Origin of the sequence: Agrobacterium sp. CMT1, assembly GCF_037203725.1 — a bacterium.
Taxonomy (GTDB): domain Bacteria; phylum Pseudomonadota; class Alphaproteobacteria; order Rhizobiales; family Rhizobiaceae; genus Agrobacterium; species Agrobacterium pusense.
Map to the genome: position 1 here is coordinate 131,651 of NZ_JBBCAR010000007.1, position 26,007 is coordinate 157,657.

23 protein-coding genes are annotated in these 26,007 nt (G+C 58.4%); 9 read left to right on the top strand and 14 right to left on the bottom strand.

Translation table 11 applies throughout. The features are described 5' to 3' along the window. Positions 1 to 313: 313 nt before the first annotated feature. The 4 genes from WA845_RS09245 to WA845_RS09260 form a co-directional block, all read right to left on the bottom strand. The gene (locus tag WA845_RS09245) at positions 314 to 2,617 is read right to left on the bottom strand and encodes a xanthine dehydrogenase family protein molybdopterin-binding subunit (protein WP_220367306.1); all 2,304 of its coding nucleotides are present in this window, start codon (positions 2,615 to 2,617) and stop codon (positions 314 to 316) included. Then, entirely contained in the window at positions 2,614 to 3,603 is a 990-nt protein-coding gene (locus WA845_RS09250) for an FAD binding domain-containing protein (protein ID WP_006699847.1), read from the bottom strand. The genes WA845_RS09245 and WA845_RS09250 overlap by 4 nt, the downstream gene beginning before the upstream one ends. Next, positions 3,600 to 4,133, bottom strand: coding sequence for a 2Fe-2S iron-sulfur cluster-binding protein (locus WA845_RS09255; RefSeq protein WP_006699848.1), 534 nt, complete (start codon positions 4,131 to 4,133; stop codon positions 3,600 to 3,602). Before WA845_RS09255 ends, WA845_RS09250 begins: the two co-directional genes overlap by 4 nt. 118 nt (positions 4,134 to 4,251) lie before the next feature. Continuing rightward, on the bottom strand, positions 4,252 to 5,241 hold the full coding sequence (locus WA845_RS09260) for an XdhC family protein (protein ID WP_112556361.1): 990 nt from the start codon (positions 5,239 to 5,241) through the stop codon (positions 4,252 to 4,254). Positions 5,242 to 5,469: 228 nt separating this feature from the next. Here WA845_RS09260 and WA845_RS09265 point away from each other — a divergent pair, with 228 nt between their 5' ends. After that, positions 5,470 to 6,051, top strand: coding sequence for a TetR/AcrR family transcriptional regulator (locus WA845_RS09265; protein WP_022563124.1), 582 nt, complete (start codon positions 5,470 to 5,472; stop codon positions 6,049 to 6,051). Between the two features lie 98 nt (positions 6,052 to 6,149). Here the strand turns inward: WA845_RS09265 and ggt are convergent, their stop codons facing one another. Beyond that, on the bottom strand, positions 6,150 to 7,907 hold the full coding sequence (gene ggt / locus WA845_RS09270; RefSeq protein ID WP_112556279.1) for a gamma-glutamyltransferase: 1,758 nt from the start codon (positions 7,905 to 7,907) through the stop codon (positions 6,150 to 6,152). Between the two features lie 363 nt (positions 7,908 to 8,270). After that, entirely contained in the window at positions 8,271 to 9,194 is a 924-nt protein-coding gene (locus WA845_RS09275) for a LysR substrate-binding domain-containing protein (RefSeq protein WP_112556278.1), read from the bottom strand. Positions 9,195 to 9,327: 133 nt separating this feature from the next. Here WA845_RS09275 and WA845_RS09280 point away from each other — a divergent pair, with 133 nt between their 5' ends. The 3 genes from WA845_RS09280 (at position 9,328) to WA845_RS09290 (ending at position 13,354) form a co-directional block, all read left to right on the top strand. Then, positions 9,328 to 10,101 carry an SDR family oxidoreductase gene (locus tag WA845_RS09280; RefSeq protein ID WP_112556359.1) on the top strand — a complete coding sequence of 258 codons (774 nt, stop codon included), beginning with the start codon at positions 9,328 to 9,330 and terminating at the stop codon, positions 10,099 to 10,101. A gap of 60 nt (positions 10,102 to 10,161) precedes the next feature. Beyond that, positions 10,162 to 10,431 carry a hypothetical protein gene (locus tag WA845_RS09285; protein ID WP_034497418.1) on the top strand — a complete coding sequence of 90 codons (270 nt, stop codon included), beginning with the start codon at positions 10,162 to 10,164 and terminating at the stop codon, positions 10,429 to 10,431. Positions 10,432 to 11,524: 1,093 nt separating this feature from the next. Then, complete coding sequence (locus WA845_RS09290; protein WP_112556277.1) at positions 11,525 to 13,354, top strand: PAS domain S-box protein; 1,830 nt, start codon at positions 11,525 to 11,527, stop codon at positions 13,352 to 13,354. Between the two features lie 78 nt (positions 13,355 to 13,432). On the opposite strand, the gene WA845_RS09295 is transcribed toward WA845_RS09290, so the two are convergent. Continuing rightward, positions 13,433 to 14,515 carry a hypothetical protein gene (locus tag WA845_RS09295; RefSeq protein ID WP_112556276.1) on the bottom strand — a complete coding sequence of 361 codons (1,083 nt, stop codon included), beginning with the start codon at positions 14,513 to 14,515 and terminating at the stop codon, positions 13,433 to 13,435. A 433-nt stretch (positions 14,516 to 14,948) separates the two neighbouring features. On the opposite strand from WA845_RS09295, the gene WA845_RS09300 reads away from it, so the two are divergent. Beyond that, on the top strand, positions 14,949 to 15,365 hold the full coding sequence (locus WA845_RS09300) for a hypothetical protein (RefSeq protein WP_337322299.1): 417 nt from the start codon (positions 14,949 to 14,951) through the stop codon (positions 15,363 to 15,365). Positions 15,366 to 15,522: 157 nt separating this feature from the next. Here the strand turns inward: WA845_RS09300 and WA845_RS09305 are convergent, their stop codons facing one another. From WA845_RS09305 to WA845_RS09335, 7 genes are all read right to left on the bottom strand, one after another. Continuing rightward, a complete protein-coding gene (locus tag WA845_RS09305) occupies positions 15,523 to 16,233 on the bottom strand; it encodes an anti-sigma factor (RefSeq protein ID WP_004445932.1) in 711 nt (236 codons plus the stop codon). Next, positions 16,230 to 16,772, bottom strand: a complete 543-nt coding sequence (locus WA845_RS09310; RefSeq protein WP_044459366.1) for a sigma-70 family RNA polymerase sigma factor — start codon at positions 16,770 to 16,772, stop codon at positions 16,230 to 16,232. The genes WA845_RS09305 and WA845_RS09310 overlap by 4 nt, the downstream gene beginning before the upstream one ends. Positions 16,773 to 16,897: 125 nt before the next feature. After that, positions 16,898 to 17,329, bottom strand: coding sequence for a DUF2177 family protein (locus tag WA845_RS09315; protein WP_112556275.1), 432 nt, complete (start codon positions 17,327 to 17,329; stop codon positions 16,898 to 16,900). A gap of 73 nt (positions 17,330 to 17,402) precedes the next feature. Beyond that, positions 17,403 to 17,780: a DUF2147 domain-containing protein gene (locus WA845_RS09320; protein ID WP_004445928.1), complete on the bottom strand. Its 378-nt coding sequence runs from the start codon at positions 17,778 to 17,780 to the stop codon at positions 17,403 to 17,405. Positions 17,781 to 17,807: 27 nt separating this feature from the next. Then, the gene (locus WA845_RS09325) at positions 17,808 to 19,040 is read right to left on the bottom strand and encodes an SAM-dependent methyltransferase (RefSeq protein WP_112556274.1); all 1,233 of its coding nucleotides are present in this window, start codon (positions 19,038 to 19,040) and stop codon (positions 17,808 to 17,810) included. Continuing rightward, on the bottom strand, positions 19,027 to 19,845 hold the full coding sequence (locus WA845_RS09330; protein WP_112556273.1) for a DUF1365 domain-containing protein: 819 nt from the start codon (positions 19,843 to 19,845) through the stop codon (positions 19,027 to 19,029). Before WA845_RS09330 ends, WA845_RS09325 begins: the two co-directional genes overlap by 14 nt. After that, positions 19,842 to 21,215, bottom strand: coding sequence for an NAD(P)/FAD-dependent oxidoreductase (locus tag WA845_RS09335; RefSeq protein ID WP_112556272.1), 1,374 nt, complete (start codon positions 21,213 to 21,215; stop codon positions 19,842 to 19,844). The genes WA845_RS09330 and WA845_RS09335 overlap by 4 nt, the downstream gene beginning before the upstream one ends. Before the next feature lie 188 nt (positions 21,216 to 21,403). On the opposite strand from WA845_RS09335, the gene WA845_RS09340 reads away from it, so the two are divergent. The 4 genes from WA845_RS09340 to WA845_RS09355 all read left to right on the top strand — a co-directional run bounded on the left by WA845_RS09340 (position 21,404) and on the right by WA845_RS09355 (position 26,007). Beyond that, complete coding sequence (locus WA845_RS09340) at positions 21,404 to 22,192, top strand: DUF1295 domain-containing protein (protein WP_112556271.1); 789 nt, start codon at positions 21,404 to 21,406, stop codon at positions 22,190 to 22,192. Further along, positions 22,189 to 23,229, top strand: coding sequence for an SAM-dependent methyltransferase (locus WA845_RS09345; protein WP_174151347.1), 1,041 nt, complete (start codon positions 22,189 to 22,191; stop codon positions 23,227 to 23,229). Before WA845_RS09340 ends, WA845_RS09345 begins: the two co-directional genes overlap by 4 nt. A 119-nt stretch (positions 23,230 to 23,348) precedes the next feature. After that, positions 23,349 to 25,559, top strand: coding sequence for an ATP-binding protein (locus WA845_RS09350; RefSeq protein WP_112556268.1), 2,211 nt, complete (start codon positions 23,349 to 23,351; stop codon positions 25,557 to 25,559). Beyond that, complete coding sequence (locus tag WA845_RS09355) at positions 25,552 to 26,007, top strand: response regulator (RefSeq protein ID WP_037092067.1); 456 nt, start codon at positions 25,552 to 25,554, stop codon at positions 26,005 to 26,007. Before WA845_RS09350 ends, WA845_RS09355 begins: the two co-directional genes overlap by 8 nt.

Consider the following 26,007-nt stretch of genomic DNA (forward strand, 5'->3'; position numbering starts at 1 on the left):
GCCCAGGAACAAACGAATGCCGTAGGTCATGCCCGTAGCGGTAAGGAGGCCGCCAGAGCGGCCAACTCGACGGTATGCAAACCGCAAAAACCATAGGCGAAGGGTAATGCCGGTGGTCTCTGCGCTCTTTGCCGATGGGCAGGGCTTACTGCCCATCCAGGCAGACAGATTTTGTGAACCGTTTACCGACATTGCTGTCGCTTGCAGGCGGGGTCGAGGTCCAAGCTGGACCTCGAATTTTGGCGCTCCGTGTCGGCGGCGAGCGGTTTGGACCGGGGCGGAAATGCTGAGGGCGTTGATGTTGTCGAACGCGTCAGTCGAGACGGGCCATCAGCTTGTCCAGGGTGACGGGCAGATCGCGAACACGAATACCCGTTGCGTTATAGACTGCATTTGCAACGGCTGCGCCAACCCCTGTTATACCGATTTCACCGATGCCGCGAGCGCCCATCGGCGCCTGCGGGTCGGGCTTGTTGGTGTAGAGGATTTCAATAGGCGGTACGTCCATCTGCACCGGCACATGATAATCCGCCAGGGAGGCGTTCACGATGCGTCCAGTCCGCTCATCGAAATAGGTTTCTTCGGTCAGGGCAAGTCCGATGCCCATTATGATGCCGCCTTTGAACTGGCTGGTCGCCATTTTGGGATTGAGGATCTGCCCGGCGTCGAAGGAACCCAGGAAGCGGGAGACGCGCGTCTCGCCGGTGAGTGCGCTGACGCGCACCTCGCAGAACTGCGCACCATAGGAATGCATTGAAAAAGCTTCCATTTCGGCTGGGGCTGGTGCCTCTGCCTCGCAGACGAGCTCTTCTCGACCCGCCCTCTGGAGGATCGATTGGTAGCTCTCAAACCGGCTGCTATCGCTCACATGCGATAGCCCACCATCTCTCGCCTCGACTTCAGGAAGCGACAGCCCCGCAAGGGGCGAGTCATTCCCGGCAAGCTTGATCAGCTCTTCCATGAAGACCTCGGTTGCGGCAATGATCGCCCCGCCTATGGAGGCGGTCTGAGTGGAGCCTCCGGCGATCACGCCTCTCGGCAGTCTGCTGTCGCCATACTCGAACGTGACATGCTCAAGCGGCAGCCCCAGTCGTGCCGCCAGGTGCTGCACCTGAGCCGTGGCGGTGCCCATACCCATGTCATGGACGGCCGTCGACACGGTAACATGGCCGTCTGCTGTCAGCTTGATCCGGGCCGCGCCGCCGGGAAAGCGATGGTAAGGATAGGTCGCGGTGGCGCATCCCATGCCGATAAGCCACTCGCCTTCACGTCTTTGACGTGGTGTCCGGCTCCTTTTATCCCAGCCGAATTGCCCTGCGCCCTTGTCGTAAGCCTCGATGAGATAGCGCGACGAGAACGGCTTGCCGGTCGTCGGGTCCTTTTCCGGCTCGATCCGCCGGCGCAGCTCGATGGGATCCAGTTCCAATTTCTCCGCGAGTTCATCCAGTGCACATTCAAGTGCGAAAGTCCCGACGGACTCGCCCGGCGCACGCATGAAAGTATTTGCCAGCATGTCCAGATCGGCGACATCCTGACCGATGCGGAACGTTCTGGCGCCATAGAGATGGCGGGCCGGAAAGGTGAATTGTTCCGGACAGGAATTGTGCGTCGTCATCGCCGCGGTTCCGGTGTGGATCAACGCATTAAGTGTTCCATCGGTCCTGGCACCCAAGGCCACGCGCTGTTCGGTTACGGTGCGACCGCCGATGATCCTGAAGACACCTTCCCGCGACAGCATGATGCGCACGGGGCGCCCCGCAAGTTTGGCTGCCGCGCAAGCCAGGATCTGATGATCCCAGAAACATTTCCCACCGAAGCCACCGCCGACATAGGGCGAGGTTACATGGACCTTGCTGATATCGAGCCCGAATATATCCGCGAGCTGGCCTGTGGTAAGGTCTAGCAGCTGGCTCGCATCATGAACGCGCAGCTCATCATCGTTCCAGACGATCGTTGCTGCATGCAGTTCTATGGCATTGTGATTGTGTCGTGGTGTTCTGTAGATGAGATCGACCTTCACCTGCGAATTGGCAAGCGCGGCTTCCGCGTCGCCGATTTCAACAAATGGAGGCTGACCAAGCAGGTTTTCGAGCTGCCTGGGCGATTTCTTGGCTTCATCGAAGGACGTGACCGCCGGCAGCAGTTCATACTTTGCCGTGACCAACGATGCAGCGTAATCCGCCTGTTCCTGCGTTTCGGCCAGAACCAGAGCGATCGGCTGACCGTTCCAGTGGATTTCGTCGTTTTGCATGACGGGAAGATTGCTCGCCCCGGCAGCTGTCGGAGACGACATCATAAGCGACGGCGCCTTCATCCTCGGTGCGTTTGTGTAGGTCATGACGAGAATGACGCCGGGCGCGGCCTCCGCTGCACTCACATTCAGCTCGGAGATGCGACCGCGGGCAATGGTGCTGAAAGCGAGCGCCGCATAGCTGATGTTGTCATAGGGAAATTCCGCCGCAAATCGCGTCCTGCCCCGAACCTTCATGGGACCTTCGATGCGCGATATGGATTGCCCGAGGGCGCCATGTTTGCGCAGCAGCGGATCTTTCGTAACGGCAGGTTGCCAGCGACCTTGTCTGCCCGCTTCCGGCAGCGTGTGGGTATCAGCGCTCATGCGTTTTCTCCCTTCAGTTCTTCCAGAACGGCGACAATAGTGCGTTTTGCCAGTTCGATCTTGAAAGCATTGTCTCGTAAACCGACAGCGTCCGCGAGTTCGGCCTCCGCCGCAGCGCGGAAACTCTTCGCGTTTGCCGGCTGGCCTTTAAGATGCGATTCAGCCGTGAGAGCGCGCCACGGCTTGTGCGCGACGCCGCCGAGCGCCAGCCTCACGTCGTTCACGTTACCTGCGCTATCGACATCAAGCGCCGCGGCGACGGAAACGAGAGCGAAGGCGTAACTCGCACGGTCCCTGACCTTTCGGTAAGCGGATCTTTTTGCAAAAGGCAGCGCTGGGATTTCGACGGCCGTGATGAGCTCGTCCGGATGAAGTGCCGTTTCTATCTGGGGTGTGTCGCCCGGCAGACGGTGAAGATCGCGCAGCGGCAGGCTGCGCGTGCCGGATGGCCCCTCAAGGTGCACCATTGCATCCAGTGCGACGAGCGCAACGCACATGTCGGAAGGATGGGTCGCGATGCAGCTTTGAGATGCCCCAAGGATTGCGTGGTAGCGGTTGAAACCTTCCAGCGCGTCGCAGCCCGAACTCGGTTCACGCTTGTTGCAATGGGCGGCATTGTCATAGAAATACCGACACCGGGTGCGTTGGAGGATATTGCCTCCGACCGTCGCGACGTTTCGAATCTGCGCGCTTGCTCCTGCCAGGATGGCCCGGGAGAGAACCGGGAATTGGGTCCGCACCGCGCCATGGGCCGCGAGCGCCGTGTTCTTCACCCCCGCACCGATCAGCAGGCTGCCATCGGTGCGCTGTTCGATGCTGCTCGATAGCCGCGTGACATCGATCAGCGTTTCCGGTCTTTCGACCGTCTCGCGCATGAGATCGACAAGATTGGTGCCGCCGCCCAGATATTTCGCCGCCGGTCCGGCCTGTTTGAGCGCGATCGCCGACCCAGCATCAGATGCCTGGTGATAGGAGAAGATATTCATGCCCGTGCCCTCTCATCGGTTTGGACCGCCGTCTGCTGCACCAGCGTTTCAGATATGGCTTCAACGATGCCGTTATAGGCTCCACAGCGACAGAGATTGCCGCTCATGCGTTCGCGAATCTCGGTGTCGTCGACGGCGATGCTGTCGCTCGAAAGATCGGCGGTGACGACGCTCGGAATGTTTCGTTCAATTTCTGCCGCCATGCCGACGGCGGAACAGAGTTGGCCGGGTGTGCAATAGCCGCATTGAAAGCCGTCATGCTCTATGAAGGCTTTTTGCAGGGGATGAAGGTTGCCGTTTGCGGCGAGGCCCTCGACCGTCGTGATGTTACGCCCCTGATACTGGACCGCGAGCGCGAGACAGGAATTGATGCGCTCGCCATCCACCAGAACGGTGCATGCGCCGCATGCGCCTTGATCACACCCTTTCTTGGTGCCGGTAAATCCCAGATAGTTGCGCATGAGATCAAGCAGCGAAGTGCGGATGTCTGCCTCAACCTCCACTGCCGTTCCGTTGATGTTAAATCGCATTGGACATCTCCCTCCTCTGAAGGCCCGCGCTGGAGGATCTGTCGCGGCACCCATGGAACTCACGGTAATGGTTTGCCTGTGACCAGCCGTCGGCTTGTTGATGCGACGGTCTTCTGTTCTAGCTGTTTGTTACGTCGAGCTGTCGCGACGCTGCGATGTCGGCGATGACCGACAGCGCCAGTGACTGAGCGTCTCTTGCCCGCCCGAAAACGCCAATCGGGGCCTTGATCCGGGCGATTGACTCATCCGAATGACCCCTCTGGCGCAATCGCTCGACGCGTTTCTCATGGGTGCGGGAACTGCCGAGTGCGCCTATGTAAAAAGGCGATGCGCGCAGAGCGGCCTCAAGTAACGGGATTTCCCGATCCAGGTCATGCTGGAGAACTGCAACGGCCGTGTCGGGATCAATCAACGATGCATCGATGTTGGTTCCCGGCGAATCCTCAAGGAGAACAACGTCGTATCCTGCAGCTCTCGCGACGCTGACGGCGTTTTCCACTTCGAGCGAGCGCCCGGAAAAAACCGTCCGTACTTTTGGCCGATAGTGGGTGACGAAGACATCGCCATCCCAGCCGGTCGGCTTGCTCTGGAGGCCGGGCGAAAGTTGCTCGAGACCCGGTGCATAACAAAGCGATGCGCATTGCCGGTGATCGACCTGCATGTTGGTGGAACAGAGCGGTTCAACGTTCCTGACAAGATGAACCGCAACCGTAATACCGCCTCCGCAGGGCAGCACGATATCGAAGAACGGCGAGCCTTCGCCCAGCATGACGAAGCGATCATGGCCGCTCTTCATGGCTTGCAAGGCTTCGGCTGCGATAGCCGCTTCCGTGCATCCGCCAGAAACATATCCGCAGTACCTGCCATCCTCCGCTACCGCCATATGCGCGCCAAGCGGCCGGGACGAGCCTCCGCGTATTTCCACCAAGGTGCACAGCGCCACCTCAAGCCCCGCCTTCATGGTCTCGATGGCAAAGTTCAGGACGTCGTAGGCCCTGTCAGTGGAAAAAGCTTGCTGCGGTGTTGCCAAGATTGAGGCATCGGCACTGCGACGCAACCAATCTGCGGGATTATCGTTATGTCTGATGCTATCGGCCGATCGTGTCATAAGTGCCTCCTGCATTGTGACATCAGAATGAGCGACAGAAGGTTAAGTTCCTCAGGAACTCTGGAGTTGTCGGGAGCTCATCAGCGCCAATCGTTGATTTCAGCATGACATCCGCCTCATATCTGATTTAAAGAAGCGAATGGCGCACCCATAAACGGAGGCGCCTCCGTTTAACTTAGTGGCTTGCAGTCGTCCGTCAAGCTATTTTTTAATGGAGCGGCCTTTCACGTGCCCAAGGAGCAAACGCCTCCGGTTGAACCGGCCCCTTTGCGTGCAGACGCCCGGCGAAATCGGGAAAAGCTGATTGAAGTCGCGGCGCTGGCATTTTCAGAGCAGGGCGCGGCGGCTTCGCTGGAAGATATTGCCAGGCGTGCAGGCGTTGGCATAGGGACGCTGTACCGGCACTTCCCGACGCGCGAACATCTGGTGGAGGGCGTCTATCGGCGCGAGCTGGAAATTCTTGCGACGGCCGCGCGCGACCTGATCCGGGAAGAAGAGCCCGCGAAAGCCGTTGAAGAATGGATGAACCGGTTTGTTAGCTACATGGCGGCAAAAAGGGGCATGGCCAACAGTCTGAAACTCCTGTTCACCTCCAACTCCGCCCTTTTTGCGGAGGGCTCGAAGCTGTTGCATACGGCGTTCGAGGAGCTACTCGACAATGCCGTCAAGGCTGACGCCGTAAAGGGAGACATCGCAGGTGCGGATGTCCTGAACGCGCTCTTCGGCATCTATTCCATACCGGAAGGGCCGGATTGGCGTGACCGCGCGCACAGGATCGTCCGGCTGGTCATGGATGGGCTGCGGCGTTAGTCAGGTATCCAGATCATATGGGAGGTGTCGGCTCGTGCCTGTAATCTTGGCGGATAGACACCCTCCACGCTGTTCTGGTGCTCGTGGCCGTGACGCATTCACTCTCCGACAACGGCTCCCTCGCGCCGGGGATCGGCGCTGCCGGCCAACCCCTTGGGGGTCATCTCAATGGCATGCAAACCGGAATTCATTTCACCCGGTTTTACCTCGTAACCCAGCGCCTTGAGCGATCCCACCAGATCTTCTGCGCTGGTGCCGGCCTCGACATCGTATGTGCCGAACCGGTTGATGAGATGTGGCTGGGCGACGATCGCCTCAACGGGCATGCCCCAGTCAATGTAGGCGATCAGCGCCTGTGCCACATAGCCGATGATCTGGCTGCCGCCGGGTGAACCAATGGCGAGCAAGGGTCTTCCATCCTTCATCACGATAGTCGGGGCCATCGACGAGCGCGGCCGTTTACCGGGCTCAACGCGGTTGGCGACCGGCAGGCCGCCGTCGTGAGTCTTGAACGAGAAGTCTGTCAACTCGTTATTGAGCAGGAAACCATTCGTCATCAGACGCGAGCCGAAGCCGTTTTCGATTGTCGTCGTCATAGAGACCACATTGCCGTCCTTGTCGGCAATGACAAAATGGCTCGTAGAGGGCAACTCGAGCGCGGCATCCCGGCCCAAAAGGAGCGCGTGGTCCCATTCAGGCTCGCCGGCCTTGACGGCATCCTTGGCCAACGCCTTGTCGCCATCGAGCAGCTTTGCCCTTTCGCTTAGGTAGCTCTTGTCCAGCAGGCCCTTGATCGGCAGGGGGACGAAATCGGCGTCAGCGACATAACGCTCGCGGTCGGCAAAGGCGAGGCGTTGCGCATCGCCGATAATGCGCCAGCTTTCGACATTCTTCGGCCCCAGGCTCTTCAGGTCGAAATTCTCCGACAGGCCGAGTATTTGACCGATGGCGACGGCACCCGAAGACGGCGGTCCCATCCCGCACACATTAAGAGCGCGATAATTGAAGCAGACCGGTGCGCGCTCGATCACACGATAGTTGGACAGGTCGGTCAGCGACAAGACGCCCGGATTGTCGGCGGCTTCGCGCACGGTCTTGACGATCGCCTCGGCGATTGTCCCCTTGTAAAAAGCGTCGGCGCCGCCTTTGGCAAGCACGGCAAGCGTTTCGGCATAGGCCGGGTTCTTCAACACGGCACCGGTTTGCAGGGCGGCCCCTGAGGCGTCGAAGAAATATGACCGGGCTTCTGCATATTTCTTCAGCCGGTCGTCCTCCGAAGCGATGAGGGAGGCAAGACGCGGTGATACTTTGAACCCCTCGGTCGCCAGCTTTTCGGCGGGCTTCAGAAGGCTCGCCCATTCCGCTTTTCCATACCGTTTATGGGCTTCCTCCAGAAGTCGCACCGTTCCCGGTGTGCCAACGGAACGGCCGCCAATGACTGCGTCCAGGAATTTAAGCGGCTGACCTTTATCATCCAGGAAGAGCTTCGGCGTAACTTCCCGCGGCGCCGTCTCGCGGCCGTCCAACGTCGTCAACTTGCCGCTTTTTGCATGGTAATAAACCAGGAAGGCACCGCCTCCGAGACCGGAACTCTGCGGTTCGACAAGGCCCAGCACGGTCTGCACCGCCACCATCGCATCTATGGCGTTTCCGCCCGCTGCGATCACGTCGCGTCCCGCCTCAGCCGCGAGCGGATTGGCCGCGGCGACCATGAAGCTCTTTGACTCGACACGTCTGGCAGTTGCAGCTCCCGTCGCTTTTTCGGGCGCGACAGTGTCAGAGGCCTGCTGAGCGGAGGCAATTGCGGTGGAGAGCACCAAGGCGAGGACAGTCCCACCGAGAAATCTCGTTTTCATTCGCCTTTTCCTCCAGAGCGGCGCACCGCGTTAACATGAGAAGAGCATCCAGCTGAGCCGGCAGGCCGGTGAATCCCATAATGGCCGAGGCAGGGATGGTTGCCCGAACTTTCTCTTCGCTCTCGGAAAGAGTCGGCCTCTGCCCGTGACGCCATTCAGTGACGGACCGTGGCGTCGCTCTATTCCTGCACTATGATGACTGTTTCGGCCTGTGTCCATCATGCCGGAAGGTGACACATGCGTTGAGGGCGCGTCATGGAGCCTTCGCCGCCAGCATTATCGCGGTGGTGATTTGCCTGGGTGTCAGTTGTGTTGCGTGATCGGTCCGCTGCCGGGCAATCTCATTTTTATCTCGGCCCCAGGTCAATCCTCAAGAAGAATGGCGTCGCTCAGGAGCTCCCGCTTAAGCAGTGCCTCCAACCAGTCTATGAAGACCTGCAAACGATGGGAGAGGTGCTGCCTGTGTGGATAGAGCAGCGCCATGGGCAGGGATTGGGCCCTGTAATCCGGCATCACCTCGATCAGGGCGCCGTTTTGCAAGTGATCTCGGACGTCGTAGGCAGGTATCTGAATAAGACCCATTCCTGCTAGACAACATGCAATATAGGCCTCTGCACTGTTGACCGTCACGCGGGCACGCATAGACATCGAGCGAACGGTGTCGTTTTCCAGCCATTCCCAGCTTTCAATTCTCCCCGTGGAAGGAGATGCGTAGTTAATTGCCCAATGTTGCGACAGATCGTCCGGGGCGAAAGGTGTGCCATGCGCGGCAAAATAGGCTGGGCTGCCGACGTTGATGAGTGGCAGCCTGCCTATCTGTCGCGCGATCAAACCGGAGTCGGTCAATGCGCCGACCCGCAAAACACAATCCACACTCTCTTCAATGAGATTGACTGCGCGGTCGGTGACCCCCAGCTCGATATCGATCAAAGGGAATCGATGAAGGAAATCCGGCAAGGCGGGCGCGATTATCAACCGGCCGATCCGGCCCGGAACGTCGATCCTCAGCCTGCCCGATGGCCGTGAGATGGTTTGTCGGAAGATGTTCTCGGTGTCCTCGACATCCGAGATAATGCGCTGGCACCTCTCGTAAAAAGCCAACCCATCCTGCGTCGCTGAAACCTTGCGGGTGGTCCGGTGAAGCAGGCGGGCGCCGACCCGCGCCTCCAGTTCCAGAACGGCAGCCGAAACCGTAGACCGTGGCAGGCCGAGTGTGTCTGCTGCACGTGTAAAGCTTGAGCACTCCACAACGCGGGTGAACACACGAAAGAGGTCGATGCGATCCACAAGAGCCTCAGATTGTGCGGGGTTTCAAACAAGTGAAACCAGAATGGATGACTTTATCACGAAAATCCAGACGATACTCTGGCTGGCGACGGCGGGCGCAGATGCGGCTGCCCATCTGCAAAGGAGGCCATCCATGACCGATCACAGCATCAAGGGTAAAACCGTCATCATCGCCGGGGGCGCCAAGAATTTGGGCGGGCTGATAGCACGCGATCTCGCCTCACACGGCGCAAAAGCAATCGCGATCCATTATAACAGCGCTGCCACCAAAGGGGAGGCGGATGCAACAGTGGCCGCAGTCAAGGCGGCCGGTGCCGAGGCAGTGGCATTGCAAGCGGACCTGACAACGGCGGGCGCCGTCGAAAAGCTGTTCGCCGAGGCTGTGGCTGCCATCGGCCGGCCTGACATTGCAATCAACACGGTGGGTAAGGTCCTCAAAAAGCCAATCCTGGAGATATCTGAAGCCGAATATGATGAAATGAGTGCCGTCAACGCGAAAACCGCATTCTTCTTCATCAAGGAAGCCGGCAGGCACCTTAATGACAACGGCAAGCTGGTAACGCTGGTGACCTCATTGCTCGGCGCTTTCACACCTTTCTATGCGAGCTATGCCGGCACCAAGGCGCCGGTCGAGCATTTCACCCGCGCAGCCTCGAAGGAGTTCGGTGAGCGCGGCATCTCGGTCACGGCGATCGGGCCCGGCCCGATGGACACCCCGTTTTTCTATCCCGCCGAAGGAGCGGATGCCGTCGCCTACCATAAGACCGCGGCGGCGCTCTCCGGTTTCTCCAAGACGGGACTTACCGACATCGAGGACATCGTCCCCTACATCCGTTTTATGGTCTCCGATGGTTGGTGGATGACGGGCCAAACCATTCTCGTCAACGGCGGCTATACGACCAAGTAACGACTGGGGGAACGGGCTTCAGCGCCCGTTCTCGCCTGCGAGGCATGAAAGGTTGGCATCATGCATATGATGTTGGTGATTCTGGGCGGCATTGCCCTGTTCGGTGTATTCTGCCTGTTCGGTTGGCTGTGGGGCGAGGATTCGGCAAGTGTGGCTGTCGCCGCGAAAGCTTTCATTCCCCTCTGGCTTGCGATGGCGCTGGTTAACATGTGGGTGGGCGTGACCAAAGCGGGTTACACGGTGATGCAGGAACTGCCCATCTTCTTGATTGTCGCCGCAATACCGGCTGCAATAGCTGCGATCGCTGTATGGCAAATCGCAAGGGCCTGATACGTAGCGGCACGTGGCTGCCGGTTCGGCGCACGATTCCTTGTTTTGCGTATGGTTGGCGCGGGCGACAACAACGCCATTCCATTCGGTCGGCGGAACCTGATCGATAGCTGCAAGCGGCATCCAGGCAGCAGTCCAAAGGTGAGGATCGGGAGAAACTGATACTGGATTGGGCCGTCTGTCATTTACCGTTGACTGCGCAACGTGCGCAGAAACCAGCGTGCACGTTCAACGCTCACCTGTGCGGGGTTCACGGTAAAATTTGCTGTCTCTCGAAAGCCGAAAGTCTTGCATATTCATCCGCCAGAAAGTCCAGAAGCGCGCGTACGGATGGCAGCAGCCCGCGCCGTGAAGGGAAGGCGGCATGGATCATGCCGCTTCGTAGCGCCCACAGGCGCGGCGCGATGATAAATCTGCCGAGAGTGCCGAAGCAAGATTCAACAGCAACTTCCAATGACTGCAAAGATAAATGATGCGATAATTCTTCTTGGGCGCCTTTCGATCAGCGCGCTCTTCCTGCAGGCCGGTGTCGGCAAGCTCTTCGAAATTTCCGGCTTTGCGGTTTCTTTTGCCGCAAAGGGCGTGGAAGAGCGCGCTCTGCCCAGCAGGGGCAATTCTTCAAGAATCTGGCGATCGTTGGGGCCCTGTTTTTGTATTTCGTGACGGGGCCCGGCAGGTATCGTCCGCGGTTCGGGGCGAAGTAGCCAATCCTAATACGGTTTGGCAGCACTCCGGTGCCGCACGGAGGTTTATTTAAAAGGCAGCGCGGTTATCGCTGACGTGATGTGTATCGTTCTTAAGCCGGGCCAAATAGCTTGCAAGCAGTCATCTCGTTCCTTCATGCGTGTATTCATGCAGGGCAGGGAGACGGTCCAGTGACACACCAAAAAGGACTCTGGATTGCAAGAGTCAGGCGGAGGTGATCGGGGGTGGGCCGCTCGGATTGAGATATATGGGGCTTTGATTGAGATACGATCGGCCATTATGACTTTCGGCTGATATCGACGGTCGGACACAGGAAACATGCCGCAACCGTGACAGACACTTTGCTCGCACCCGAAAGTTCTATAGGCTAACTTCTATAAATCCTCAGGTGGAGATCATCGTCCTGGACAAGGTTAACACGCTCGCAGTTCCCGTATCCAGCCTCCTCGACACAGTGGACTGGGCATCAGGGCCACTTGGCCCGAAATCGGAATGGCCTGCCTGTCTGCATGCCGCCATCGGCATCATGCTTCCCTCACAGGCGCAGATCGTGATGTTCTGGGGACCGGAGTTTGTCGCATTCTACAACGACGCCTACGCGCCAACCATAGGCAACAAGCACCCACACGCATTCGGCAGACCCGCCCGAGAATACTGGAACGAACTCTGGGATGACCTCGAGCCGCTGCTGAAGCGCGTCCTTGCGAAGGGAGAAACGGTCGCCGCAAAAGACAGGCCATTTTATATCGAAAGACACGGTTACCCCGAAACGGTGTACTTCGACATTTCGTATTCTCCGGTCGCGGATCAGGATGGCATCGTGCGTGGTGTGTTCTGTATCGTCAACGAAACGACCGAGCGGGTGAAGGCGGATGCGGCTTTGCGAGAGAGCGAGGAGCGTCTAAGGGCCATCTTCGCGCAGTCGGCCGCTGGCATAGCCCTCGGCGATCTGACCGGAAAACTCCTCAGCGTGAACGATCATTTCTGTCGGATCGTCGGTCGGCCGAGGGACGAGCTGATCGGCATCCGCATGCAGGAGATTACGTTTGCCGACGATCTTCCCGAAAACCAGCGCCTGTTCCAGCACATGGTTCAGACCGGTGAAAGCTTCGAGATAGAAAAGCGCTACGTCCGTGGTGACGGAAGTCTGGTGTGGGTCGCGAACTCGGTCTCCGCAATCCGCGATGACGGGGGAAACATGTCGCAAGCTGTCGCCATTTCGGTCGATATCGGCGAGAGACGACACGCGCAGGAGATCGAGAAACACCTCGCGTCGATGATCGCCTCTTCCAATGACGCGATTATGGGCATCGATCTCGATATGAAGATCACCAGCTGGAACGCAGCTGCGGAAAAGCTCTATGGTTATTCGCAAGATGAAGTCGTCGGCCGGTCGGTGCTAATGTTGGTTCCGGATGGGAGGCAGGAAGAGGAGCCGAGGATCCTCACGGAGGTCAGGGCAGGCCGTTTCGTTGAACCCTACGAGACGCAGCGTCGTCGAAAGGACGGGCGGCTTGTCGAGGTGCTTCTCAGCGTGTCGCCGATCCGCGACGCCAACGGACGTGTTATAGGCGCCTCCAAGACGGCGCATGACATCACCGCCCGCAAGGATGCAGAGCGGCTGAAATCCATTCTCGTCAATGAACTCCATCATCGCGTCAAGAACGTCCTTGCGACTGTGACGGCAATTGCGAGACAAACGCTTGGTCGCGACAAGGCAAACCACGAGGAGGTGGAAGCCTTCACCAGCAGATTGGCGTCGCTGAGCAGAGCGCAGGACCTGCTGGTGCACGCCGATTGGCAGCACGCAGATCTCAAGGCCGTCATGCAGCAGGCCTTGTCACCTTATCCCGTCGACGCCTTTCAGATTGGCGGGCCTAGCGTTCCCTTGCCCCCGAGAGCGGTCGTGTCACTTTCCCTTGCTCTCCACGAACTGGCGACCAACGCGGCAAAATACGGTGCACTGTCCGCGCCTGGCGGCCAGGTATCCATCTCGTGGCAATTCGAGCCTCTTGCAGACAACCGCCTGCGGATTGTGTGGGAGGAGCGAGGGGGGCCGGAGGTTGCTCCGCCCCGGCGCAGGGGTTTCGGTTCGACTCTCATCGAGCGGCTTCTGTCCGCCGAATTGAAGGGCGAGACGAAATTCGTCTACGAGAAGAGCGGTGTGATCTGCGTCATTGAGGCGGAAATGTCGAAGGATGATGATGGCGCGGCGTAATGAGGCCGAAGAGCGCGGAATGGCTTATGATCGGGGCCCCGCCCGAGACGGGCGGGACTCCTTTGCAGATATGAAGGGCTATCTCCTGTAGGCGAGTCCGCCCCAGATTCTTCCTTCATCCCTATGTCGACCACCGTGAACAGCGCCGATGTAAGCTGCTGCAGAGGACACGATTGCTGAAGCTGCCAATAAAAATGCGGTCAGAATGCCGGTGATTCGTGCTTTCTCCGCAACGTCAGCCGCCTGCCTCTTGGCATCCTCCAGCGCTTTCTCTGCCTGCGCCTTCATTTCGTCGACGCGCTTTTGGGCCTCATCGACTTTTTGCTGCGCTTCCGTCCGTACGGCCTGCACCCGCTCCACCGTCTGATTGACCCTGTTCTGGGCATCGGTCTGGCTGATGCCGGTACGCGTAGCAATCTGTGTCGTGAGCCAGTTTCTGTCAGCGTCGGAAATTTCGCCTGTCGACAGCAGATTTCCCAGGATGCCGCTTATTTGCCGCTGGTAGTCACCGACGGTTTGATCGGCCTGCGGCGACGCTGCCTGTCCATCCGTTCGCAACAGCGTATCAGTAAAATAATCGAGCGGATTGGCCCTGAGGCCCTGCGGAAGCATCTGCTCGATGCTGGGCGCTGCTGCCTGCCCGGCCCCTTGCGCGATACCGCCAGCGGCACTGCCGGCTCCTGAAACGATTCCCCCGGCGACCTGTCCGACGCCTTGCGCCGCTCCACCAACCGCCGTTCCGGTTGCCTCAATTGCTGTCTGGGCGGCGCTTCCAACTGCTCTTGCACCACCTGAAAGAACGCCCAGGGCCAGGAATGCCGAGACGACCGTTCCAATCCCCCAAACCACCAGCCCATTCAGGCCGTCACGAACGGTCAATTCGTTTCGGTCCGCCTGCCCTGCGGGTCTGCGCATCCGGCCGGTGATGTAACCGCCCAGCATGTAAGAGCCGACCATGGAAATGACTACGAAGAGGCCGGTTATGATCAGCCAGACTGAACTGATCTCACCGCCATTGTCCGCCGAGATTGAACTCAGTCCCAATCCGCTGGCAAACGCGGTGAGAACCGCCATTGCCCCGGAGGCAATAAACGCTCCGGCAAAAATGGCAGGCCAGTCGACGTAGCTCCGATTGGCGTCAGTAACGATTGGATCAACCATTAGCGTAACCCCAACAGTGAGAGAATGAACAGGACGACCACGACCAGCCCGACTAGGTAAATGATAGAGTTCACGGTATCTCCTCCGAAAGGGGGCAGATTCTCCGCATGGCGGATGACTGCATGCTGTGGGAAATGCGAGCTTTATTGCTCGTGAACCAAACTCGTCGCGCTCAAAAAAGTTTCACCCCCGATCGCCGTCGCTGGCAAATCCGGATTCAAGACCGATTCCCTGTCTGCGATGTGTCTTATCTCGCGTCGCCGGCCTCTAAAGAACCTTCGACAGTTTGACCCATTGACGGCGACGTCTGACGAGGCGCGGTCCCGGTGTTGTGCGATAGCTGAAGCAAGTGTTCGCAAGACCCACCGGCCAGGGCTTTACGCGACGCAAAGCAATCATTCTTGCTGGAACATCCGAGAGAGGCGCGGGTTAGATGCTGATCAAGGAGGCTTCGATGAACCAAAATACCTTTCAACAACATGGCAGTTCTGTTCCCGCGCCATCAGAGGGCGACGGACAGCCGAACCACGCGGGTGTCCAGCCGCAAATCTCCGACGCTCCCCTCGCTGACGCGGCGCTTGCAGAGGTAGCGGAGCGCGATGACAGCCTTGCAGCGCAATTGAGCGATGAGATAAACGCACTGCGCGCCGAGATCGACAGTTTGAAAGTCCGTGCTGGCGAAACCGCTTCACGGGCTTTGGTGTCTGTAAATGCGGTTGCCCGGATCAATCGCCGCGCCGCACGCCGCGCGATCGGCAGAAGTCCTTGGGCTTCACTTTGCCTGGCCGCGGGTGTGGGTTACGTGTTGGGCTGCAGCACGTTGCGAAAAGACGGATGGCGGTGGCGGTAAAATTGAGAACGGCCGCAGCAGCGCGGCGTTTCGCTTCAGATACGGCGGATCACCCTTGCCAGTCCTGGATTCTGCAGCCATGCTGGACACGGAATTGCGTCTTTCTTTTCCGGCGGCAGCATGACAATACCATGGCTGGAGACGGCCCACTGGGGCATCAACCCCACCGGGCGGTGCCGACAGCAATGACCGGACCGGTTGCCTGACCGGTCGGTGAACCACCGAATGGTTCGACACTGATCGCGAAAGTCGTACCTTCCTTTATATTGCCACGCATGTCGGCGGGAATGACGAGGTCGCCATTCGTGCCGGGCTGGAAAACGCCGAGCGAGCGGGTCTTGCCGCCGTCCATGACGAGCCACAGTTCCAGTGACTTTTCGTCCGTCTTTCCGGTCGCCACGGGAACGATACGCATTCGGCCCGATTCCGCGTCGTAGGACGCGAGGAGATTGACTTGGCTGTCGGTTGTCGCAAGCTCGGCCACAAGCGGGCTTGTGCCGTCCCGTTGTTCCGGGAACGCGGCATAAACGACGGCAGCCACGGCGGTTGCGCTGGTGGCCACAGATATCCAGCGCCAGAAAGATGCGGAGTTCCACAAGGTGCCATTCGTGTTGACCGCTCTGCTGCCGAACAGACGCTCTTGAATACGGGCAAGAATAGCGGCGCTGGGCGTCTCTTCCTGGTAATCGGCGTTAAAGTCCGAAAACTCGGTCTCCCAGCGCTGCACCAGTTGCGCGAAGACCCTGTCCTCCTGGATACGCTGTTCCACTTCGCGGCGCTTTTCAAGCGGCAGGACACCGAGCACATATTCGCCTGCGAGTATTTCATCGCGCGAGTGCATTCCGCCGCTGTGGTCGCCCGTCGTCATCGCTGCATGCACTCTCTGAGTTTGAGAAGACTGCGCCGCAGCCAGGTTCTAACCGTATTCAGTGGCACGCGTAATTCGTCGGCGAGTTCGAGATAGCTCAGACCCTCGACATACGCCCGGCGTATTGCCTGTGCGTGCACAGTCTCAAGTTCCCGCATGCAGTCGTCGATCCTGCGGCCTTCATCCGCCAGAACAACATTCTGTTCAGGATCGCGAACGCTTTCGTCGACGAGGTCATATGCCTCGTCAATGTCATCGCCAGCAGGTCTGCGGGCGCGAATCGTGTCTATGGCGTGGTTGCGCGCGATGGTGGCGAGCCATGTCGCCGGTTTGCCGGCACTAGCGGCAAATGTGCGGGCGCGCTGCCACACCTTGATATAAATTTCCTGCAGCGCCTCCTCGGCGTCCGTTCTGTCCCGCAGGATTTTCAGGCAGATCGCAAAAAGCTTCGGGCTTGTTGCCTGGTAAAGCGAGACGAATGCTGAACGATCACCCATGCCGACGCGGTGGATAAGGCTTGCGATCTCTGTGCCCTGCATTCGAACCTTCCTTGCTATTCTTCCTTTATAGGATCGTCTTTCGAAGGAAGACAAGAGATGCTTGGGAAGTTCGTTCCGGACACGCCCTGTGATCATCGGGCGCAGACCGCAGGAGGCGACGGTCATCATGGCCAGCCTGCCGAGTTTTCCAACGGGCCAATGATGCGTACCGTGACAAGAAAGCCGATGACGGCCGCTGCCGCGGAGACGAAAGTGCCCCACAGCAGATCGGCAACGGTCAGGGTCGTCGACCAGCTTTTCAGCGTCGCCTGATTGGTCAGATCATATGTGGCATAAGCCATGAAGCCCACGGCAGCGCCGTAAAGCAGCGCCGTGCTCCATTGTCCCGAAATAAGTGCCGGACGCACGGCGAGAAAAGTAAGGCCGGCGGCGTAGATGAGATAAAAGATGAACGCCGGAGCGAGACGGAAATTTTCCGCCAGAAGATCGCCGATGGCCGGTCGATAAAGTCGTGACGCCATGGTGCTCAACCAGATGAAATCGATCACCAGAAAGGCAACCAGGGTGAAGAAATAGGCGGCAAGATATGTCTTCATCGATTTTTTCCTTTGCCATTGATCAGGCGACTTTTTGGTCTGGTTGACGAGAGAGGGAGGATCTGGGACGTGGCTAGTCGATCCTGGTCCAGCTTATGCCCTTGCACAGCAGACCGGCGATGATGCAGCCTTTCGTAGTCATGTTGTTGCCTGCCACCGTCACCGTTATCTTGTAGGATTTATCCCGCTGTGGGTCGAAGGCCGTGCCGGTGTAATTGCCCGTCTCGCCCGGCCTTATGTCCATGATCAGGCGATCGCCGGTCTTTTCTTTCTGGGTGCCGGGTTTGATCCATGTGTTTGTCGCACATATTTTCTCGCCGCAGGGTGCGATCAGCACTTTCGCCTTGCCGTCGCCCCGCGCCCAGTTGCCGTTGATATCGGCCGCGGTCGCACTTGTCCCTGCCAGCAACGGAGACAGGGCGGATGCAATTGCCAATCCAAGGATCTTCATCGTGGTTCTCCGTTTTTTAGTCCCGCCTCATCCGTGTTCTATTGTGTACAGCCCGACATTAATGGTTCCCTCGGCAAAACCTGCTTCGCAATAGCAGAGGTAATAGTCCCACATCCGACGAAAGCGCTCGTCGAAGCCGAGCAGGGAAATAGTCTGCCACCGGGCATGGAAACGCTGGCGCCATTCCGCCAGTGTGAGCGCATAGGACTGGCCGAAAAGCTCCTTTTCCGTGAGTTTGAGGCCGGCTTGCCCCACGGCTTTTTCCAGAGCTGAATCGGAGGGCAGGAAGCCGCCAGGAAACACGTATTTCTGAATGAAATCGGCCTTGCGCCGATACCTATCGAAGCGGTTTTCTTCAATGGATATGATTTGCAGCACCGCCCGACCGCCGGGTTTCAGGCAGCGCTTCAGCGTCCCGAAATAGCTTGGCCAATAGGCTTCGCCGACGGCTTCAAACATTTCCACGGAGACGATGTTGTCGAATTGACCTTTGACGTCGCGGTAGTCCTGCAGCTTCAGTTTGATCCGGTCAGCCTTGTCTGCTTTTTCCGCAGCATTTTCCGCCCAGCGCAACTGGGAGGGCGACAGGGTTATGCCGGTCACGTTGGCATTGTGCTGCGTGGCGAGGTGAATGGCGAGCGCGCCCCAGCCGCAGCCGATTTCCAGCACATCCTTGTTGCCGGTCAACTGCAACTTTTCCGCAATACGCTCGAGTTTCCTCTGCTGCGCTGCCTCAAGGGTTGGTGTCATCAGGTCGAAAATCGCCGAGGAGTAAAGCATCGAGGGATCGAGCCACTGCCGGTAAAACTCGTTGCCGAGATCGTAATGCGCCTCGATGTTGCGTCGGCTGCCACGTCTGGTATTGGCGTTCAGCCCGTGCGCAAGCCGGTTGATGAGGCGCATGGGCAGGCTGCCGCGCATTGATTTCGTGAAAGCATCACGATTTTGCGCGGCGAAACGGATAAGCGCGGTCAGGTCCGGTGTGGACCAGTCGTTCTCAATGAAGCCTTCCGCAAAGCCAATATCACCATTGACGAACAGACGGCGGATTGCCCGCCAGTTATGCAGAACGAGAATGGCGTCGATGCCTTCCGATGTCCCCGATTTTTCGATGGTTCCGCCGCCGGGGAGGGTGATGCGAAGCCGGCCGCGGTGAATATTGTTCAGCAGCCGGGTGATGAGCCAAGTGCCGAGGCCCATACGGCCGCTGACGCGGGTGTTCTGCACCGGTAATTCCGAGAGATTGTCAAACGGGGTCATGAATTCTGGCCTCGATTTGCGACGATGAAGGGTGAACGAAGGATATTGGCTGTGCGGGTGGCGGCGGGCGCTTTCTCAGCGCCACCCCCTTCAGCCAGATTTTCAGCGCTTCCCAGTGAATGCCGAGAACGACTTTCAGGGTCAGGAAAGGAATGGTGACAAAGGCTCTCAGCAAGGCTCGATCGGTCAGTTCGACCCTTCGGGCAAGATGCCGGGCGGTCAGGACGGCGCCATCATCGTCGAATGTTTCAATGACGATCTTCAGCCTCTCCCCAGGCGGGATGACGCGGAAAACATAGTGAAGGTTCATGTCCATGAAGGGCGAGACATAAAAAGCCTTGTCACAGCGCTGTACGATCTCCGCGCCCATGCCGGCCTCTACGGGGATCAGATAGGAATGCCGTTGGCCGAAAGTGTTGTCCACTTCCCAGAGGATGGCTTTGAGTTCCATGTCGCGGCCATGGCAGAAGAACACGCTGAGCGGATTAAAGGCCCAGCCAAGCAAACGCGGCATGGTAAGCAGGCGCACCGGCCCTCCATCCGCTGTCATGCCTGCCGCCGTCATTGCCGCATCTATCTGCTGGCGCAGCCCGAGCCCGCTGCCGTTGCCTCGGTCCTTGCGATGAAATGAAAACAGGTTGAACCGGTCCACCGAGAAAAACCGCAATTTCCGGTCCAGCGTCTCCAACTCATCGAGATCGAGAAACAGCGAATAGATCCGATAGTCCAGTTTGTGGGTTTTCGGCTTGAACCGGGCGTGGGTAACATGGCCAGGGAAAAGCGCAGAGACGAGGGGAGGCTTCATGCCGTCGCCTCCATGGATCGCGTGTCCGTGGCGATCGTCTCCAAATCGAGGCGGATGATCCGGCCGCTGTCGTCCGCCACCTTCCATGGGCGGGACAGGCCACCGAGATCTTCAGCGACGGCAAGCCCAGCCTGGAGGCCGTCTTCATGAAAACCGGAACCGAAATAGGCGCCGCAGAACCAGGTGTTTCGCAAGCCCTGCAAGGCCCATAGTTCCTGGCGCATCTGTTCGGTTCCGGCGTCAAAGACGGGGTGGTGATAGGTCTCTTCGGCGATGATCTTTCCTTGATGCGGTTCCCGCGCCGGGTTCAAGGTCACGAAAATATCCTCGGCTTCGCCGAGCGGCTGGAGCCGGTTCATCCAGTATGTGATGCTGGGCTGGCCCGCTTCGGTGCGCGTGTCGGCCACATAATTCCAGCTTGACCAAGCCGCGCGGCGGCGCGGCATGAAGGTGTTGTCAGTGTGAAGCACGGCCCGGTTTCGAGTATAACCAAAGGCACCGAGAATGCGTTTTTCGACACGTGTCGCATCGGCCAGCAAGTCCAGCGCCTGATCCGCATGCGTCGCGATGACCACATCATCGAAGCGGGCAATTTCGCCCTGCGCAGTTGTAATTTCGACGCCGTGCGGCAGGCGGCGAATACGCGTCACTGGCGTTGACAGGCGAATTCTGTCTGCAAACGGTGCCGTGAGGCGTTTTACATATTCGCGCGAGCCACCAACGACGGTGCGCCAGACCGGCCGGTTGCGCAGCAACAGCAAACCGTGATTGCGGCAGAACTTGATGAAATGCGCCGCCGGATAACGGCCTACTTCCATGGCCGGTGTGGACCATATCGCCGCAGCCATCGGGTAGAGATGATCGTCGCGGAACGCTGCGCCGTAGCGATTACGCGTCAGATAATCGTCGAGGGACATGTCAGCCATCGAGTGCAGGTCACGCGGGGCGTTGCGATAAAATCGCAGGAGGTCCGCAAGCATCGACCAGAAGCGGGGTTTTAGAGCATTTCTCTTCTGTGCGAGCAGGCCAAACCCGTTTCCGCCGGAATATTCAAAGCCGCCATTATCAAGGGAAACAGCGAACGACATGTTCGAGGCTGCGGTCGGCACGTTCAGCTTTCGAAAAAGCGCGGTCAGATTGGGGTATGTCCAGTCGTTATAGACAATGAAACCCGTATCGACATGGATCGGGCCATTCTTCGTATCGAATGTCACCGTGTTGCTGTGGCCTCCGACGCGGTCTGCCGCCTCGAAGACCGTGACATCGTGCCTTTGCGACAAGAGCCAGGCTGCTGACAGACCGGAAATTCCCGTTCCCACTATCGCGATGCGGCGCCGGTTGTCTCGTCGCATTGTTTCGGTGTCGGTCATCGATCCTCGCTATCGCATTGTAGAAATTGTCTTTGGACAGCGCAGATACGAGGCAGCCGTCTGATAAGTTTCAGCGGCAGGTGGTTTTTCGAATTTTTTTCGAACCCTGAAACTCTTTTGCTGGTTAGGCCGTATTTGCCATCACGAAATCCGGCCTCGATCGATTAAAAGTGGTGAGCGAAGTAGTGATGTTTTCCGTGATCCTGACGCTTGCCATTCTGATGTCGCTGCTGATGGCAGGAGCCTGGGCATTACAAAGAGCGACCGGCTCGAGCGGCTGGATCGACACCGTCTGGTCGGCAAGCGTCGGGCTCGGCGGCATCTTGGCTGTGTTGCTGGCGGAGGGCGATGGCGGGCGGCGCAGTGTCGTATTCTGTCTCGTTGTCGTATGGTCCCTGCGGCTTGCTGGACACATAGGCCTGCGCACGCGGGGTGGCGGGGAAGATCCGCGTTATGCAAAACTCATGGAGCAATGGGGCGAAACCGGTCCCCGGCGGCTTTTCTTCTTCCTGCAAATACAGGCGGTTGCCGCCTTTGTGCTTGTTTTGGCTGTTTATCTAGCCGCCAGCAACGACCGGATTTTCCCGCGTACCATAGATCTTCTCGCCACCATGGTTGCGCTTGTTGCACTGGCAGGTGAAGCGCTCTCGGACGCCCAGCTGTCGAAATTCAGGAAAACCTCCGAAGCGAAAACCGGTATATGTGAAACCGGTCTCTGGCGTTATTCACGCCATCCCAATTATTTCTTCGAATGGCTTTTCTGGTGCAGCTTGCCGCTGCTGGCCTTTCAGGCGCACGGCTTGTCCTGGGCGTCGCTTGCCGCGCCCGTCATGATGTACTGGCTGCTCGTCCATGTATCCGGCATTCCGCCGCTTGAAGAGCACATGCTGAAATCGCGCGGAGAAAAATTCCGTGCCTTGCAACGCCGCGTCAACGCCTTCTTTCCGGGGCCGCGCAAAAACGAGGAAACGCCATGAATATGCTCGCCTTTGCCATCAATGCCGCAGAACGCGCGGCGCTCAACGACAGCGTTACACTCGCCGGGATAGATATGCTCTGCGCAAGAACGAAACGGCGGCTCGCAAAAATACCGCCGGATGCCGAGGCGGCTTTTGCGGCGGATATGGCGAAATTCCCCGTCGCCAGCCATACCGACGAGGCGAACAGGCAACACTATGAAGTCCCCGCTGAATTTTTCGCACTGGTTCTCGGAGCCCAGCGGAAATATTCCTGCTGCTATTATCCCCATAACAAGACAAGCCTCGGTGAAGCGGAGACAGCTGCTCTCGCCGAGACGGTAGACCATGCCGAGTTGGAGGACGGCATGGACATTCTCGAACTCGGCTGCGGCTGGGGTTCGCTGTCGCTTTATATGGCAGCGCGTTTTCCCAATGCGCGGATCACGTCTGTCTCCAATTCCGCATCGCAACGGGAATCCATCCTTGGCCGCGCGCGTGAGCGCGGGCTGTCCAATCTTTCCGTGGTGACCGCAGACATGAACGATTTTGCGACCGGCGATCACTTTGATCGCGTCGTATCGGTCGAAATGTTCGAACATATGTCGAATTGGCAGGTGCTCTTCGAACGCGTTCGTACCTGGCTGAAACCTGATGGCAAGTTTTTCCTCCATGTCTTCAACCACCGCAGCCGATCCTATCGTTTCGACCACAACAACCCCGCCGACTGGATTGCCCGGCATTTTTTCACCGGCGGCATCATGCCCGCTTTTGATCTTCCCCATCGTTTCAGCAGGGTTCTCACCGTCGAAAGGGAATGGAACTGGCCGGGATCGCATTATCGGCGCACGGCTCTCGCCTGGCTTGAGAATTTCGATCGGGAAATCGGCCACATAAGGCCGATCCTGCAGCGTGTTTATGGCGCTGACGCGCGGTTATGGGAACGCCGCTGGCGTCTGTTTTTTCTCGCAACGGCCGGGCTGTTTGGTCACGAGGACGGTAACGTCTGGGGTGTGGGTCATTATCTCATGAAGCCCGCTGTTGTTGCCGAAACCTGAGAGGGACGTGGCCGACGGCGAAACAATTTCGCGTAAGCAAACGTTTACATCCGTAGAATAATGGCTAGGCTGGCCGCGTTTTGAGCAGGCCGTCGATCACAGAGCGGCTGGAGAAAGTCATGAGTTCAGTCACGCCGAAGCTGGATAGTTGCGGCGCCGAGCCCATCCACATTCCCGGCGCTATCCAGCAACATGGCGCACTCTTCGTGCTGTCCGCGCGTCAGTTGGCCGTCGTGCAGGCGAGCGATAACCTGCAGGATTTTCTAGATGCACCTCTATCGATCGGGGTGATTCCAGACCCGGGAACATTGCCTTTTATCGAGGCATTACCGGCTTGGTATTCCGGTGACGACAGCAGCTTCAGATATGTCTGGACCGAAAAAAAACTCGATGTCTCGGCGCATCGGTCGGGAAGCGTGATCATCGTCGAGCTTGAGAGAACAGGCCCGGGCGACGCCGCCGAAGCGCTGATGAGCGAATTGACAGGCCTCGCCCAATATCTCAACAGCACGCCGTCGCTGAGCGACGCACTGTCTCGAGTTGCACAGCTTGTTTCCTCGATCAGCGGTTATGACCGGACCCTCATTTATGACTTCGGTCCCGACTGGAGCGGTCATGTCGTGGCGGAGGCCGGCAGCGGCGCGTTGCCTTCATATATCGGGCTTCGCTTCCCGGCTGGCGACATCCCGCCGCAGGCGCGCAAGCTTTATACGGTCAACCGTCTGCGTATGATCCCGGACGTCGATTACAGGCCCGTGCCTGTCATGCCGCAGGTCAACGCGGAAACGGGCGCAGTGCTCGATATGAGCCTTTCACAGCTTCGCAGCGTTTCGCCCGTTCATCTGGAATACATGCGTAACATGGCGACGGCGGCCTCGATGTCGGTGTCAATCATCGTCAATGGCAAATTGTGGGGGCTGATTGCATGCCATCACGCCGCCCCGCACTCCGTCTCGCTGGCCGTGCGCGAAGCCTGCGATTTCGCCGCCCAGCTCCTTTCGATGCGGATCGCAATGGAGCAAAGTTCTCAGGATGCTTCGCGCCGGCTGGAACTTGGTCATGTCCAGGCTCGCCTGCTCAAGCGGATGGCGGCGGCACAAAGATGGGTTGATGGCCTCTTGGGCGGGGAGAGCGAAAAGGACGATCTGCTGGAGCAGGTGGGGGCTGAGGGAGCGGCACTCCTTTTTGGCGATGAATATCATCTCGTGGGCAAGACCCCCTCGCAGGAGCAGGTCGAAGGATTGATCCGCTGGCTCGGCGAACGCGAGGTTGCAGACCTGTTTGCCACAGACAGTCTTGCCGGCGATTATCCCGCTGCTGCGGCATTTGCGTCCGTGGCGAGCGGGATCATCGCGATGCGGGTTTCGGAATTGCACGGAAGCTGGCTGATCTGGTTTCGGCCGGAAGTCGTAAAGACGGTGCGCTGGGGCGGGGATCCGCACAAGACAGTGCATGAGAGCGGGCGCATTCATCCGCGCAAATCGTTCGAAACCTGGAAAGAGCAGGTGCGCAACACGGCCTCACCGTGGTCAGCCCCCGAGCTTGCAGCGGCGCGGGAGTTGCGTGGCGCGATCATCGGCATCGTCCTGCGCAAGGCGGAGGAAATGGCGGATCTGACGAAAGAATTGCAGAGGACCAACAAGGAGCTGGAGGCATTTTCCTACTCGGTTTCGCATGATCTCCGCGCGCCCTTCCGTCATATTGTCGGTTTCGCCCAGCTCTTGCGCGAACGCAGCAACGCCCTGGATGAAAAATCGCTCCACTATCTGCAGATGATCTCCGAAGCGGCACTCGGCGCAGGCAGGCTCGTGGATGATCTTCTGAATTTCTCGCAGCTCGGCCGCACCCAAATCACAATGGTGCCGGTAGACATGGAGAAAGTCGTGAACGAGGTTCGCCGGTCCCTCGCTCATTCCATCGCTGATCGGCAGATCGAATGGCATATCGGCAATCTGCCCGTATCGCTCGGAGATCCGACCCTGCTTCGGCAGGTGTGGTACAATCTCGTTGACAACGCGATCAAATATTCCCGCCAGAAACCCGTTTCGATTATCACCATTTCCGCGGCAGAAACCGAAGGTGGCGTGACCTACTCGGTCGAGGATAACGGTGTCGGCTTTGACATGGCCTATTACAGCAAGCTTTTTGGTGTGTTCCAGAGATTGCAGCGGGTAGAGGATTTTGAGGGAACGGGAATTGGACTTGCGCTGGTAAGACGAATTGTTGAACGCCACCACGGTTCGGTCAGCGCTAAGGGAACTGTCGGAGAGGGAGCCACGTTCTCCTTCACATTGCCGGTTACGAAAGTTGAAGAGGAAAAAATTGCCTGAACTCAGACCTATTCTTCTCGTGGAGGATAATCCACGCGATCTGGAATTGACGCTAACTGCGCTGGAAAAATGTCAACTGGCGAACGAGGTCGTCATTGCGCGTGATGGTGCCGAAGCGCTTGATTATCTCAATGCCTCGGGTAGCTTCCACAACCGGCCTGCCGGCGATCCGACCGTGGTTCTTCTTGATCTCAAGCTGCCGAAAGTTGACGGGCTCGAGGTCCTCCAGACCGTTAAGGGCAGCGATCACCTCAAGCATATTCCGGTCGTCATGCTGACCTCCTCCCGTGAAGAACAGGATCTCGTAAAGAGCTACGAACTCGGCGTGAACGCCTTTGTGGTGAAGCCAGTGGAGTTCAATCAGTTTTTTAAGGCGATACAGGATCTTGGCGTGTTCTGGGCCCTGCTGAACGAACCGCCGCCGGGCGCGCGCCGCAATGGTGCGTGA